The sequence below is a fragment of the Stenotrophomonas sp. FR024 genome (assembly GCF_047500745.2).
Lineage (GTDB): Bacteria > Pseudomonadota > Gammaproteobacteria > Xanthomonadales > Xanthomonadaceae > Stenotrophomonas > Stenotrophomonas maltophilia_A.
Genome location: NZ_JAXAXM020000011.1, coordinates 39,687 through 53,269, shown reverse-complemented (window position 1 = coordinate 53,269; position 13,583 = coordinate 39,687). Strand labels below are relative to the sequence as shown.

Below are 13,583 nucleotides of genomic sequence, written 5' to 3'. Positions count from 1 at the left end.
GCATGCTGCCACAACGCCTGCCGCGCGGGGCCGAAGGCGATTGATTTAAGTCATGCCCATGGAACTGACTGCCGCGTACTCTGGCAATCGTTCCAGCAGACGAGGGTTTCCGGGCCGTTCCGGGCACAGGCAAGACGGTGGAGCAACAAGGTGGACCAGCCATGAGCCAACTCACCGACGGTTTTGGACGCAGCTTTCCATACCTGCGCCTGTCGTTGACCGAAGCCTGCAACTTCCGTTGCAGCTACTGCCTGCCCGACGGTTACCAGGCCGATGGCCGCCCGCGCTTCCTGCAGGTGGATGAAATCGCGCGCCTGGTGCGTGCGTTTGCCGCGCTGGGCATGAGCAAGATCCGCCTGACCGGTGGGGAGCCCAGCCTGCGCAAGGATCTGGACGAGATCATCGCCACCGTGGCGGCGGCGCCGGGCATCCGCAAGGTGGCCATCACCACCAATGGCACGTTGCTGCCGCGTCGCCTGCCGGGCTGGCACCGCGCCGGCCTGACCGCGCTGAACGTGAGCATGGACAGCCTGCAGCGCGAACGCTTCAGGACCATCACCGGGCATGACCGCCTGCCGGAGATCGAACAGGGCCTGGCCCTGGCGCAGGCGTTGGGACTGCCGGCGATCAAGCTCAACGCGGTGCTGCTGCGCGGCTTGAATGACGACGAGCTGCCGCAGTGGATGGACTACCTGCGTGACCGTCCTTTCAGCGTGCGCTTCATCGAGCTGATGCGCACCGGCGACAACGAAGCCTATTTCCAGCGCCACCACCTGCGTGCCGACGTGGTGATCGAGCAGCTGCTTGCCGCAGGCTGGCACGAGCGTCCACGCGCGGCCGATGCCGGCCCGGCGCGTGAGTTCGGCCACCCCGACCATCGCGGCAGCATCGGCATCATCGCCCCGTATTCGCGTGACTTCTGCAAGGGCTGCAACCGCCTGCGGGTGACCGCCAAGGGCGACCTGCGGCTGTGCCTGTTCGGCGAGTTCGGCGTGCCGCTGCGCCCGCTGCTGCAGAGCGACGATGACCACGACGCGCTGCTGGCACGCATCACCACACAGCTTGGCCTGAAAGCGGCCGGGCATGGACTGCACCAGGGCCAGACCGGGCTGACCCCGCACCTGGCCTCCATCGGAGGATGAGCAACACGATGAGTGGGGAATTGAATGCGGCCTTCCATATGGCCGATGTCCGCGACAAGCGCATCACCCGCCGCCGTGCGGTGGCGGTGGGCGAGCTGCATGCCGGTCCGGTGGCCTATCCGCTGATCGTCGAGCGCCGCCTGCCCAAGGGCGATGCGCTGGTGATGGCCGAGATTGCCGGCCTGCAGGGCGCCAAGATGGCCTCGATGCTGATGCCGCTGTGCCACCCGCTGCCGCTGGAACTGGTGCAGGTGTTCTGCGCGCCGGTACCGGAACGGCAGGCGATCCGCGTGTGGTGCGAGTGCGCCAGCGAGGCGCGCACCGGCGTGGAGATGGAGGCACTGGCCGGCGTCAACGCGGCGCTGCTGACCCTGTACGACCTGAGCAAGCCGGTGGAACCGGCACTGCGCATCGAGGGCATCCGCCTGCTGTTCAAGGAAGGTGGCAAGCGCGGCGTGTGGCTGCACCCGGATGGCATGGACGATGCCGAGCGCGCGCGCTTCAAGCCGCGTGCGCCGAAGGGCCTGGAGGGCGCGGCCTGCGCGGTGATCACGCTGAGCGATCGCGCCAGCGAGGGCACCTATGAAGATGTGTCCGGCCCAACCCTGGTAAGCGGCCTGAAAAAGCTGGGCGGTGAGGTCGTGGCCGCCGAGATCTTGCCCGATGGCATCGAGCCATTGGCGGGCCGCCTGCAGGCGTTGGCTGCCGATGGCGTGCGCCTGTGCCTGTGCACCGGCGGTACCGGGCTGGGCCCGCGTGACCTGACCCCCGAGGCGCTGCGTTCCTTGAACGCGCGGCCGGTGCATGGCCTGGCGCAGATGGTGCGGGCACTGAGTGCACAGCACACGCCGATGGCCTGGTTGAGCCGCGCCGAGGTGGTGCAGTTGGGCGGCATGCTGGTGTTTGCGTTGCCGGGCAGCCCGAAGGCAGCAGCGCAGTGCCTCGATATTCTGGCGCCGGTACTGGGCCACGCCCTGGCGATGGTCGAGGGTGGTGGCCACTGATGATTGCCTATAGCGAAGCCCTGCAGCGCCTGCTGGATGCGGCCACGCCGCTGCCGGCCGAGCGCCTGCCGCTGCATGAGGCCGGCGGCCGTACCCTGGCCAGTGACATCATCAGTGGGCAGTCGCTGCCGCCGTTCGACAATTCGGCGATGGACGGTTTCGCGCTGCGCGCCAACGGCGCGACGTTCGAAGCCGGTACCGAATTCGCGGTGCAGGGCTGGCAGGCGGCCGGCGATGCCGGTGCCGAGGGCGGCGAGGGTGCCTGGGAAATCATGACCGGAGCGCGCATGCCGGTTGGCCTGGATACGGTGGTGCCGGTCGAGAACGTGGAGATCCTCGCCAGCGAGGAAGGACGCCCGACCCGCATTGCCCTGAAGGGCACGGTGAAGCCGGGCCAGAACGTGCGCCTGCGCGGCCAGGATGTGAGCGACGGCGAGCGTGTGCTGCAGGCTGGGCAGGTGCTGGACATCAATGCGCGCACCCTGCTGCATGCCATCGGCGTGGGCCAGGTGGCGGTGGTGGCGCGGCCGAAGGCGGCAGTGATCGCTACCGGCAAGGAGTTGGTGACCGAGGCGGCGCAGACGCTGGAATCCGGCCAGATCCGTGACAGCAACCGGCCGTATCTGGTGGGTCGCCTGCAGGCGGCCGGTGCCGAAGTGGTGTGGCAGGGCACGGTGGGTGACGATGTGGCGGCGTTCAATGCGGTGCTGGACGACGCGCTGGCTGCCGGCGCGCAGCTGCTGATCAGCACCGGCGCGGTGTCGGCCGGCCGCTACGATTTCGTTCCCGATGCACTGCGTGGCCGTGGTGCGCGCATCGTGTTCCACAAGGTGGCGATCCGCCCGGGCAAGCCGTTGCTGTTCGCGGTGCTGCCCAATGGTGCGCTGTATTTCGGTCTGCCCGGCAACCCGGTCTCGGCCGCTGTGGGCCAGCGCTTCTTCGTGGAGCCGGTGCTGCGCCGCCTGCTGGGGTTGGCACCGGAAACCGTGTTGCAGCTGCCGCTGCAGGCCGACGTGCGCAAGCCGCCGGGCCTGCGCTTCCATGCGCGTGCGCGGGTGGAAGTGGACGCGCAGGGGCGCCTGAGTGCGCGCGTGCTGTCCGGGCAGGAGTCGTTCCGTTTGATGTCCATGCTGCAGGCCAACGCCTGGGTGGTGCTGGAGGCCGAGGGAGACCTGGCCAACGCTGGCACCTACGTGCGTGTGCAGGGCTGGGGTCACCATGACCCGGTGCAGCTGGCGAGCCAGGAGTCATGATGAAACAGGTGAATCTGCAGTTGTTTGGTGCGTTTTCCGATCTGGATGCCAGCCGCGAGATCGCGGTGGAGGTGGCCGGTGGCACCGTGGCCGATCTGCGCCAGGCGCTGCGCGAGCTGCTGCCGACGCGTTGGCCGGGTTTCCGCGCTGGCCTGCTGGACTACTCGGCGTTCGCCGACCAGCAACGCGTGCTGCGTGACCACGAAGCGCTGCCCGACGATGGCCGGGTGGCGATCCTGCCGCCGGTAAGCGGGGGCTGAGCGATGAGCGAGAAGATCATCGCCAAGGTGGTGGACCGCGCGCAGGCGGCGATCGATCCGGCCGAGGGCATCGCTGCGGTGTCCGATCCGGGTTTCGGTGGCATCGATGTGTTCATCGGCAAGGTGCGCGACGTCAATATCGGCCGACCGGTGACCGGGATCACCTACGACCTGTTCGAGCCGCTGGTGTTGAACGAGTTCAAGCGCTTGGCCGCGGAGGTCGAGGCGACGTTCGGTCCGAAGCTGAAGCTGTATGTGGCCCATGCCAAGGGCCGGTTGGGCATTGGCGATGTGGCGGTGGTGGTGGCTGCGGGCAGCCCGCACCGGGACGAGGCGTTCCGTGCCTGCCGCCAGTTGATCGAGGTGGTGAAGCACCAGTGCCCGATCTGGAAGCAGGAGCATTACGAGGACGGCGACAGCGAGTGGAGCGAGGGTTGCAGCCTGTGCCATGCGGACAGCGAGCCCGCACATGCCCATGACCATGCGCACGACCACCAGCATTGAGCCCGCTGCAGCCACGCATGGCGTGGCTCTACCACCGAATATCTGGATGGCCGTGGGGTTCAGTAGATCCACGCCATGCGTGGATGCGGCCTTCCCGATGAATCCGGCCGACGCAGCCACGCATGGCGTGGCACTACTGCGATGAGCATCAACGGCATCGTGCTGGCCGGTGGCCTGTCCAGCCGGATGGGGCGCGACAAGGCGCTGCTGCCGTGGAAGGGGCGCACCCTGCTGGAACACATGCGTGGCCTGCTGCTGCAGGCTGGCGCCGGTCGGGTCTGGGTGAGCGGTGACTATCCGGCCTTCGGCGGCATCCCCGATCAGGTAGCGCGCTGCGGCCCCCTGGGTGGACTGCACAGCGTGATGCAGCAGATGCCCGACAGCCCGGCCTGGGTGGTAGCGGTGGATACGCCGTTGCTGGCGCCACGGCTGCTGCAACGGCTGGCTGCCGAGGGGCAGGGCGCATGCACGATCTTTGACGGGCATCCCTTTCCCATGCGGTTGAATGTGGACAATGCCACTCGTAGCGTGCTGGCCGCGATGCTGGATGATGCGGACGGGCCGCGCTCGGTACAGGCCTTCCAGCGCCGCCTGCAGATGCACGCGCTGCTGCTGGAAAGCGTTGACGAAGCCTGCCTGGTCAACTGCAATACCCCCGAACAATGGGAGGATGTTGCGTCATGAAAGTGCAGTTGCAGGACCAATCGGTACGGCTTCGCCTGGACGAGGCCGAACTGGCGCGCCTGCTGGCCGGTGAGTCGGTCGAGAACATGACCCGCTTCGGCGGTATTGAAGGTTGGGGCATGGCGGTGTCGCTGCATGGCGGCGATCAACCGGTGCTGCTCGATGGCGGCACCTTCTGCCGCCTGGTACTGCCGCGCCCGGCCGTCGAGGCCTTGGCGGCGCGGTTGCCGTGCCGGGAGGGCCTGCCCTTCGACATTGCCCTGGAAGATGGCAGCCAGCTTCAGCTGCAGTTCGATGTGGACGTGCGCGACAGCGTGCGCCAGCGCGGGGTGACCCGCCGCACCACCGCGCCCTCGGTTTGACATTTGTCAGGGGCACGGCGGAAACCGGCCCCTGATTGATCCAGATCAACCCCATCGTTGTTGCTGCGCGGCCTAATGGCTGCATGACGACGGGTCACAACTTGAAACGCAGTACCCACGTCATTCCACAGCCTTGGAGCCATGTATGACCGTCGGTAGCGATCCTGTTGTCCGCAGCACTGCCCGTCCGGGTCGCGTCATCAGCGACTGGACGCCGGAAGATCCCGGCTACTGGGAGCGCACCGGCAAGCGGGTCGCTACCCGCAACCTGGTCATCTCGATCCCCTCGCTGCTGCTGGCCTTCTCGGTATGGGTGCTGTTCTCGGCGGTGTCGATCAGCCTGCCGAAAATCGGCTTCAACTTCAGCACCGACCAGCTGTTCTGGCTGGTGGCGCTGCCCAGCCTGTCCGGCGCCACGCTGCGCATCTTCTATTCGTTCGTGATCCCGATCTTCGGCGGCCGCCGCTGGACCGCGCTGTCCACGGCCTCGCTGCTGGCGCCGACGCTCTGGCTCGGCTTTGCGGTACAGAACCCGGCCACGCCGTACTGGGTGTTCGTGGCCATTGCGATCCTGTGTGGGTTCGGTGGCGCGAACTTCTCGTCGTCGATGTCCAACATCTCCTTCTTCTACCCCAAGCAGAAGCAGGGCCTTGCGCTGGGCCTGAACGCCGGCCTGGGCAATGTGGGCGTGTCGGTGGCGCAGGCGGTGATCCCGCTGGTCATCACCGTGGGCGTGTTCGGTGCGCTGGGTGGTGCACCGCAGCCCACGATGGAGGGTGGGGCGCCGTTGTTCCTGCAGAACGCCGGCTTCATCTGGGTGCCGGCGATTGCGCTGTGCGCCATCGCGGCCTGGTTCGGCATGAACGACCTGACCAGCGCCCGCTCGTCGTTCTCCGAGCAGGCGGTGATCTTCCGCCGCAAGCACAACTGGCTGATGTGCTGGTTGTACATCGGCACCTTCGGTTCCTACATCGGTTTCTCGGCCGGCTTCCCGATGCTGGTGAAGAGCCAGTTCCCGGACGTGAACCCGCTGGCCTACGCCTTCATCGGCCCGCTGCTGGGCGCATTGATGCGCTCGGTGGGTGGCAGCATGGCCGACCGCTGGGGCGGCGCACGCCTGACTTTCTGGGTGTTCGCGCTGATGATCGCCGCCGTGTTCGGCGTACTGCACTTCCTGCCCAGTCACGGCCAGGGCGGCAACTTCCATGGCTTCCTGCTCAGCTTCATGGCGCTGTTCGTGCTCAGTGGCATCGGCAACGGCACCACCTTCCGCATGATTCCGGTGATCTTCCGCACCCTGCATGAGCGCTGGTCGGCCAACGACAACGCCGAAGGCAAGGCCACGGCCGCGCACCAGGCCAGCATCGAGTCGGCCGCGGTGGTCGGTTTCTCCGGTGCGATCGGTGCCTATGGCGGTTTCTTCATTCCCAAGAGCTACGGCTCGTCCATCACCTTGACCGGCAGCCCCGACATGGCGCTGTACGGATTCGTTGTTTTCTATGTCACCTGCCTGGCCGTGACCTGGTGGTGGTACTACCGGCGCGGTGCCGAGACACCCTGCTGACGACATGAAAACGCACCGCAGCCAGATGACACACACAGCCACGATGCCGATGTCCGCAAAGGGAGACCCCCGATGAGTTATTTCCTCGATCGCTTGCAGTTCTTCAAGCGTGACCCCCAGACCTTTGCCGATGGCCACGGATTCGCCAAGAGCGAGGGCCGTGACTGGGAAAACAGCTACCGCGCCCGCTGGCAGTACGACAAGATCGTGCGTTCCACCCACGGCGTGAACTGCACCGGTTCGTGCAGCTGGAAGATCTACGTCAAGAACGGCCTGGTCACCTGGGAAACCCAGCAGACCGACTACCCGCGTACGCGCCCGGACCTGCCCAACCACGAACCGCGTGGCTGCCCGCGTGGCGCCAGCTATTCCTGGTACCTGTACAGCGCCAACCGGCTGAAGTACCCGCTGATCCGCGGTACGCTGCTGCGCCTGTGGCGCGAAGCACGGAAGAGCAAGGCCCCGGTCGATGCCTGGGCCAGCATCGTGGAGGACAAGGAGAAGGCGCGTTCGTACAAGACCCGCCGCGGCATGGGCGGCTTCGTGCGCCTGCAGTGGGAAGAGGCCAACGAGATCATCGCCGCCTCCAACCTGTACACGGTGAAGCAGTACGGCCCGGACCGCGTGGTCGGGTTCTCGCCGATCCCGGCGATGTCGATGGTGTCCTACGCGGCCGGTGCACGCTACCTGTCGCTGCTGGGCGGCGCCTGCCTGTCCTTCTACGACTGGTACTGCGATCTGCCGCCGGCCTCGCCGCAGATCTGGGGCGAGCAGACCGACGTGCCCGAATCGGCCGACTGGTACAACAGCCGCTACATCATCGCCTGGGGCTCGAACGTGCCGCAGACGCGCACGCCCGACGCACACTTCTTCACCGAGGCGCGCTACAACGGCACCAAGACGGTGGCGATCTGCCCGGACTATTCCGAGCTGGCCAAGCTGACCGACCACTGGCTGCACCCCAAGCAGGGCACCGATGCGGCGCTGGCCTTCGCCTTCGGCCATGTGATCCTGCGCGAGTTCCACGTCGATTCGCCCTCGCAGTATTTCCAGGACTACTGCCGCCAGTACTCGGACATGCCGATGCTGGTGCGCCTGGAACGCCGCGACGACGGCCGCCTGGTGCCGGGCCGCTTCCTGCGCGCCAGTGAACTGGGCGGGCTGGGCGAAGCCAACAACCCGGACTGGAAGACGCTGGCCTATGACGAGACCAGCGGCCAGATCGTGGTGCCCAACGGCTCGATCGGCTTCCGCTGGGGCGAGAAGGGCAAGTGGAACATCGAGGAAAAGGAAAGCAACGGCGCCGATACGCGCCTGCGCCTGAGCCTGGCCGATGGCCATGAGGGCATCGAGGCGGTGAGCTTCCCGTACTTCGGTGGCATCGAGACCGACGGCTGGACCGCCGCACCGGCCGACGACGTGCTTGAGCGCAACATCCCGGTGCGCCGCCTGGCCCTGGCCGACGGCGGCGACACCCTGGTGGCCACGGTCTACGACCTGCTGCTGGCCCAGTACGGCGTGGACCGTGGCTTTGGCGGCGGCAACGTGGCATCGAGCTTCGACGACATGGTGCCGGGCACGCCTGCCTGGCAGGAACGCATCACTGGCGTGTCGCGTGCCGAGGTGATCGAGATCGCCCGCGAGTTCGCGCGTACCGCCGACAAGACCCATGGCCGTTCGATGATCATCGTCGGCGCCGGGATGAACCATTGGTTCCACAACGATATGAACTACCGCGGCCTGATCAACATGCTGATCATGTGCGGTTGCGTGGGCCAGACCGGTGGCGGCTGGGCGCATTACGTGGGCCAGGAAAAGCTGCGCCCGCAGACCGGCTGGCAGCCGCTGGCCTTCGGCCTGGACTGGAGCCGCCCGCCGCGCCACATGAACGGCACCTCGTTCTTCTACTTCAACACCGGGCAATGGCGCTACGAGAAGCTGCAGGTGGACGAGCTGCTGTCGCCGCTGGCGGATGCGAGCAAGTACAGCGGCAGCCTGGCCGACCTCAACCTGCGCGCGGTGCGCATGGGCTGGCTGCCGTGTGCGCCGCAGCTGGACCGCAACCCGCTGCAGCTGGTACGCGAGGCCGAAGCGGCGGGTGTTGCCCCGGCCGACTACGCGCTGGGCAAGTTCAAGGACGGCTCGCTGGACTTCGCCTTCGCCGATCCGGATGCACAGCAGAACCATCCGCGGATGATGTTCATCTGGCGCTCGAACCTGTTGGGTTCGTCGGGCAAGGGCCACGAGTACATGCTGCGGCACCTGCTCGGCACGCGTCATGGCCTGCAGGGCAAGGACCTTGGCGAGATGGGCGCGGTCAAGCCGGAGGAGGTGAAGTGGCGTGACGAAGCGCCGGAAGGAAAGCTCGACCTGCTGGTGACGCTGGACTTCCGCATGTGCACCACCGCACTGTACTCGGACATCGTGCTGCCCACGGCCACCTGGTACGAGAAGGACGATCTCAACACGTCGGACATGCACCCGTTCATCCACCCGCTGTCGAAGGCGGTGGACCCGGCCTGGGAATCGCGCAGCGACTGGGAGATCTTCAAGGAGGTCGCCCGCACCGTAAGCGAAATGGCGCCGGGTGTGCTGGGCGTGGAGAAGGATCTGGTGCTGGTACCGACCCTGCATGACACCCCGAACGAGCTGGGCATGCCGTTCGGCGTGGCTGATTGGAAGAAGGGCGAGTGCGAGGCCATCCCGGGCCAGACCATGCCGTCGATGACGGTGGTGGAGCGCGACTACCCGAACCTGTACCGCAAGTTCACCTCGCTGGGCCCGCTGCTGGACAAGCTGGGCAACGGCGGCAAGGGCATGAGCTGGGACACGAAGCACGAAGTCGAATTCCTCGGCAAACTCAACCACACCGTGCACGACGCGGGCGTGAGCCAGGGCCGTCCGGCCATTTCGACCGCGATCGACGCGGCCGAGGTGATCCTGCACCTGGCACCGGAAACCAACGGCCACGTGGCAGTGAAGGCGTGGGAATCGCTGGGCACGTTCACCGGCCGCGAGCACACCCACCTGGCGGTGGGCAAGGAGCACGAGGCGATCCGCTTCCGTGACATCCAGGCGCAGCCGCGCAAGATCATCTCCTCGCCGATCTGGTCGGGCCTGGAAGACGACAACGTCAGCTACAACGCCGGCTATACCAACGTGCACGAGCTGATTCCGTGGCGCACGGTGACCGGTCGCCAGCAGTTCTACCAGGACCACGAGTGGATGATCGACTTCGGCGAGGCCTTCATGGGCTACCGGCCGCCGGTCAACACGCGCACGGTGGAGCCGCTGCTGAACCAGCGCCCGAACGGCAACAAGGAGATCGTGCTGAACTGGATCACGCCACATCAGAAGTGGGGCATCCACAGCACCTACAGCGACAACCTGATCATGCAGACGCTGTCGCGCGGTGGCCCGATCGTGTGGCTGAGCGAGGACGACGCGCGCAGTGCCGGCATCGTCGACAACGACTGGATCGAGTTGTTCAACGTCAACGGTGCGATTGCCGCGCGTGCGGTGGTCAGCCAGCGCGTGATGCCGGGCATGGCGATGATGTACCACGCCCAGGAACGCATCATCAACGTGCCGGGCTCGGAGATTTCCGGGACCCGCGGCGGCATCCACAACTCGGTGACCCGCATTGTGCTCAAGCCCACCCACATGATCGGCGGCTACGCGCAGCTGGCCTACGGTTTCAACTACTACGGCACCTGCGGCACCAACCGCGACGAGTTCGTGATCGTGCGCAAGATGGACAAGATCGATTGGTTGGACGATGAACAAGGAAGTTCGAGTGTCGCGGGCGCAGGACGCGCAGGAGCGACCGATGAGCAGCCTGCTGGTGCTTCGGCATCGGCCAGCAAGGAGGTGGTGTGATGAAGGTCCGTGCACAGATCGCGATGGTGCTGAACCTGGACAAGTGCATCGGCTGCCATACCTGCTCGATCACCTGCAAGAACGTCTGGACCTCGCGCGAGGGCGTCGAATACGCCTGGTTCAATAACGTGGAAACCAAGCCGGGCATCGGCTACCCGAAGGAATGGGAAAACCAGGACAAGTGGAACGGCGGCTGGGTGCGCACCCGCGCCGGCAAGCTGGTGCCGCGTGCTGGCGGCCGCTGGCGCATGCTGGCGAAGATCTTCGCCAATCCGGATCTGCCGCAGATCGACGACTACTACGAGCCGTTCGATTTCGACTACCAGAACCTGCACACCGCCAAGGACAGCCAGCACCAGCCCACCGCGCGGCCGCGTTCGCTGATCAGCGGCGAACGCATGCAGAAGATCGAGTGGGGCCCCAACTGGGAGGAGATCCTGGGTTCGGAGTTCAGCAAGCGCTCGCGCGACTACAACTTCGACCAGGTGCAGAAGGAGATCTACGGCGCCTTCGAGAAGACCTTCATGATGTACCTGCCGCGCCTGTGCGAGCACTGCCTGAACCCGGCGTGCGTATCGGCGTGCCCGTCGGGCGCGATCTACAAGCGCGAGGAAGATGGCATCGTGCTGATCGACCAGGACAAGTGCCGCGGCTGGCGCATGTGCGTGTCGGCGTGCCCGTACAAGAAGATCTACTACAACTGGAAGAGCGGCAAGTCGGAGAAGTGCATCTTCTGCTACCCGCGCATCGAGATGGGTGAGCCGACCGTGTGTTCGGAAACCTGCGTGGGCCGCATCCGCTACCTGGGTGTGATGCTGTACGACGCCGACCGCATTGCCGAGGCTGCTTCGGTGGCCGCCGAGAAGGACCTGTACCAGGCCCACCTGGACATCTTCCTGGACCCGAACGACCCGGCGGTGATCGCCGCCGCGCGCAAGGAGGGCATCCCGGACAGCTGGCTGGACGCGGCCAAACAGTCGCCGGTGTACAAGCTGGCGATCGACTGGAAGCTGGCGCTGCCGCTGCACCCGGAATACCGCACGTTGCCGATGGTCTGGTACGTACCGCCGCTGTCGCCGATCCAGTCCGCCGCCGAGCGTGGCCGCGTGGGCATGAGCGGCGAGCTGCCGGACGTGGCTTCGCTGCGTATTCCGATGCGCTACCTGGCCAACCTGCTGACGGGGGGTGACGAAGCGCCGGTGGTACGCGCACTGGAGCGTCTGATGGCGATGCGTGCCTGGCGCCGGGCCAAGAACGTGAATGGCGTGGAAGACACCGCCGTGCTGGAACAGACCGGGCTGAGCATCGCCCAGGTGGAAGAGATGTACCGCTACCTGGCCATTGCCAACTACGAGGACCGTTTCGTGATTCCGACCGGCCACCGCGAGTACGCCAACGATGCCTTCGGCGAGCGCGGCGGCTGCGGCTTCACCTTCGGCAACGGCTGCAACGGTGACAGCCCGGCCGATCTGTTCGGCCAGCGCAAGAGCACCACCTTCGTGGTAGACAAGGGTCCGAACCATCGCCGCAAGGAGGTGGTGTGATGAGCGTGCTCAAGCTGATTGGGGTGCTGCTGGATTACCCCCGCGAAGAACTGTGGCAGCACGGCGAGGAACTGCTCGCCGCCTGCGACGACCCGGCGCTGAACACCGCCCGCCGCCAGCAGCTGCGCAGCTTCGTGCAGCAGCTGCTGGACACCGATGCGCTGGATGCGCAGGCGGCGTGGCTGGCCAGTTTCGACCGCGGCCGCTCGATGAGCCTGCTGCTGTTCGAACACATCCATGGCGAGTCGCGCGACCGCGGCCAGGCCATGGTCGATCTGGTCGAGACCTACCGCCGCAACGGCTTCGAACTGGATGCACGCGAGCTGCCGGACTACCTGCCGCTGCTGCTGGAGTTCCTGGCCCATCGCCCCGGCAGTGAGGCCCGCGAGTGGCTGCACCACATCGGCCATATCGCCGGGATGCTGGCGGCGCGTGCCGCCGAGCGTGAGCTGCCGCACCGGGTGCTGTTCGAGATCCTGGTCGAAGCCGGTGACGGCAAGGCCGATCTGCAGGCGCTGCGCCAGCGTGCCAGCGAAGAAGTCCGCGACGATACCGCCGAGGCCATGGACCGCTTGTGGGAGGAGGAGGCGGTGCGCTTCGGCGCCGAAGCCCCCGCCGAAGACTGCAAGCCGCCCGTGCGTTCGCCGGCCCGTCCTTCGCATCGAGAGGTCCAGCCATGAGTTACTCCCTGCATCAATTCGCCTTCCAGTACTACCCGTACATCGCCGTGGCGGTGCTGCTGATCGGCAGCTGGGCCCGCTACGACAAGGCCATGTATACCTGGCGCACCGGCTCCAGCCAGATGCTGTCGGACAAGGGCATGCGGATCGGCAGCAACTGCTTCCACATCGGCATCCTGGCCATCCTCGGTGGCCATCTGGTCGGCCTGCTGACCCCGCATGCGGTGTACGAGCACTTCATCACCTCGTCGCAGAAGCAGATGCTGGCGATGGTGGTGGGCGGCGTGTTCGGCGCGCTGTGCTTCATCGGCATCAGCATCCTGTTGGTACGCCGCTTGTTCAATGCGCGGGTACGGGCCACCGGCAGTTTCGGTGACACCCTGGTGCTGGTGCTGCTGTTCGCACAGCTGTGCCTGGGCCTGTACAGCATCCGCGTCTCGTCCGGCCACCTGGACGGCGGGGTGATGGTGCAGCTGGCCGAATGGGCGCAGCACATCGTGACCTTCCGCGCCGGTGCCGCCGACTACATCGAGGGCGTCAGCTGGGTCTACAAGATGCACATCTTCCTGGGCCTGACCCTGTTCCTGATCGCGCCGTTCACCCGCCTGGTGCACGTGTGGAGCATTCCGATCAGTTACCTGTGGAGGCCGTACCAGGTGGTGCGCCGCCGCCAGGCCACGCTGCGCTACGGTCCGCGGGAGTAAGCC

12 protein-coding genes are annotated in these 13,583 nt (G+C 66.3%); all 12 read left to right on the top strand.

The features are described from left to right. Positions 1 to 161 precede the first annotated feature (161 nt). The 12 genes from moaA to narI all read left to right on the top strand — a co-directional run bounded on the left by moaA (position 162) and on the right by narI (position 13,580). Positions 162 to 1,142, top strand: a complete 981-nt coding sequence (moaA, locus tag ACMZ91_RS13255; protein ID WP_049462755.1) for a GTP 3',8-cyclase MoaA — start codon at positions 162 to 164, stop codon at positions 1,140 to 1,142. Between the two features lie 8 nt (positions 1,143 to 1,150). Next, positions 1,151 to 2,146: a bifunctional molybdenum cofactor biosynthesis protein MoaC/MoaB gene (gene moaCB / locus ACMZ91_RS13250; protein WP_257470791.1), complete on the top strand. Its 996-nt coding sequence runs from the start codon at positions 1,151 to 1,153 to the stop codon at positions 2,144 to 2,146. Further along, positions 2,146 to 3,399: a molybdopterin molybdotransferase MoeA gene (locus ACMZ91_RS13245; RefSeq protein WP_257470776.1), complete on the top strand. Its 1,254-nt coding sequence runs from the start codon at positions 2,146 to 2,148 to the stop codon at positions 3,397 to 3,399. The genes moaCB and ACMZ91_RS13245 overlap by 1 nt, the downstream gene beginning before the upstream one ends. After that, complete coding sequence (locus ACMZ91_RS13240; RefSeq protein WP_049462752.1) at positions 3,399 to 3,659, top strand: MoaD/ThiS family protein; 261 nt, start codon at positions 3,399 to 3,401, stop codon at positions 3,657 to 3,659. The genes ACMZ91_RS13245 and ACMZ91_RS13240 overlap by 1 nt, the downstream gene beginning before the upstream one ends. A gap of 3 nt (positions 3,660 to 3,662) precedes the next feature. Further along, positions 3,663 to 4,163, top strand: coding sequence for a molybdenum cofactor biosynthesis protein MoaE (locus ACMZ91_RS13235; RefSeq protein WP_049444673.1), 501 nt, complete (start codon positions 3,663 to 3,665; stop codon positions 4,161 to 4,163). A gap of 141 nt (positions 4,164 to 4,304) precedes the next feature. Further along, the gene (mobA, locus tag ACMZ91_RS13230; protein ID WP_049462751.1) at positions 4,305 to 4,847 is read left to right on the top strand and encodes a molybdenum cofactor guanylyltransferase; all 543 of its coding nucleotides are present in this window, start codon (positions 4,305 to 4,307) and stop codon (positions 4,845 to 4,847) included. Further along, positions 4,844 to 5,209, top strand: coding sequence for a DUF7009 family protein (locus tag ACMZ91_RS13225; RefSeq protein WP_257470777.1), 366 nt, complete (start codon positions 4,844 to 4,846; stop codon positions 5,207 to 5,209). Before mobA ends, ACMZ91_RS13225 begins: the two co-directional genes overlap by 4 nt. 145 nt (positions 5,210 to 5,354) lie before the next feature. Next, positions 5,355 to 6,773, top strand: a complete 1,419-nt coding sequence (locus ACMZ91_RS13220; protein WP_277778466.1) for a NarK family nitrate/nitrite MFS transporter — start codon at positions 5,355 to 5,357, stop codon at positions 6,771 to 6,773. Between the two features lie 72 nt (positions 6,774 to 6,845). Continuing rightward, a complete protein-coding gene (locus ACMZ91_RS13215) occupies positions 6,846 to 10,652 on the top strand; it encodes a nitrate reductase subunit alpha (protein ID WP_257470779.1) in 3,807 nt (1,268 codons plus the stop codon). Then, positions 10,652 to 12,196: a nitrate reductase subunit beta gene (gene narH, locus ACMZ91_RS13210; protein WP_414577101.1), complete on the top strand. Its 1,545-nt coding sequence runs from the start codon at positions 10,652 to 10,654 to the stop codon at positions 12,194 to 12,196. The genes ACMZ91_RS13215 and narH overlap by 1 nt, the downstream gene beginning before the upstream one ends. Further along, on the top strand, positions 12,196 to 12,876 hold the full coding sequence (gene narJ, locus ACMZ91_RS13205; protein WP_134950719.1) for a nitrate reductase molybdenum cofactor assembly chaperone: 681 nt from the start codon (positions 12,196 to 12,198) through the stop codon (positions 12,874 to 12,876). The genes narH and narJ overlap by 1 nt, the downstream gene beginning before the upstream one ends. Next, positions 12,873 to 13,580 carry a respiratory nitrate reductase subunit gamma gene (gene narI, locus ACMZ91_RS13200; RefSeq protein WP_099553434.1) on the top strand — a complete coding sequence of 236 codons (708 nt, stop codon included), beginning with the start codon at positions 12,873 to 12,875 and terminating at the stop codon, positions 13,578 to 13,580. The genes narJ and narI overlap by 4 nt, the downstream gene beginning before the upstream one ends. The last annotated feature ends 3 nt before the right edge of the window (positions 13,581 to 13,583 follow it).

Excerpts from the sequence above, each read along its gene's own strand:
- moaA (WP_049462755.1), top strand. The coding sequence starts at position 162 with ATGAGCCAACTCACCGACGGTTTTGGACGCAGCTTTCCATACCTGCGC.
- moaCB (WP_257470791.1), top strand. The coding sequence starts at position 1,151 with ATGAGTGGGGAATTGAATGCGGCCTTCCATATGGCCGATGTCCGCGAC.
- ACMZ91_RS13245 (WP_257470776.1), top strand. The coding sequence starts at position 2,146 with ATGATTGCCTATAGCGAAGCCCTGCAGCGCCTGCTGGATGCGGCCACG.
- ACMZ91_RS13240 (WP_049462752.1), top strand. The coding sequence starts at position 3,399 with ATGAAACAGGTGAATCTGCAGTTGTTTGGTGCGTTTTCCGATCTGGAT.
- ACMZ91_RS13235 (WP_049444673.1), top strand. The coding sequence starts at position 3,663 with ATGAGCGAGAAGATCATCGCCAAGGTGGTGGACCGCGCGCAGGCGGCG.
- mobA (WP_049462751.1), top strand. The coding sequence starts at position 4,305 with ATGAGCATCAACGGCATCGTGCTGGCCGGTGGCCTGTCCAGCCGGATG.
- ACMZ91_RS13225 (WP_257470777.1), top strand. The coding sequence starts at position 4,844 with ATGAAAGTGCAGTTGCAGGACCAATCGGTACGGCTTCGCCTGGACGAG.
- ACMZ91_RS13220 (WP_277778466.1), top strand. The coding sequence starts at position 5,355 with ATGACCGTCGGTAGCGATCCTGTTGTCCGCAGCACTGCCCGTCCGGGT.
- ACMZ91_RS13215 (WP_257470779.1), top strand. The coding sequence starts at position 6,846 with ATGAGTTATTTCCTCGATCGCTTGCAGTTCTTCAAGCGTGACCCCCAG.
- narH (WP_414577101.1), top strand. The coding sequence starts at position 10,652 with ATGAAGGTCCGTGCACAGATCGCGATGGTGCTGAACCTGGACAAGTGC.
- narJ (WP_134950719.1), top strand. The coding sequence starts at position 12,196 with ATGAGCGTGCTCAAGCTGATTGGGGTGCTGCTGGATTACCCCCGCGAA.
- narI (WP_099553434.1), top strand. The coding sequence starts at position 12,873 with ATGAGTTACTCCCTGCATCAATTCGCCTTCCAGTACTACCCGTACATC.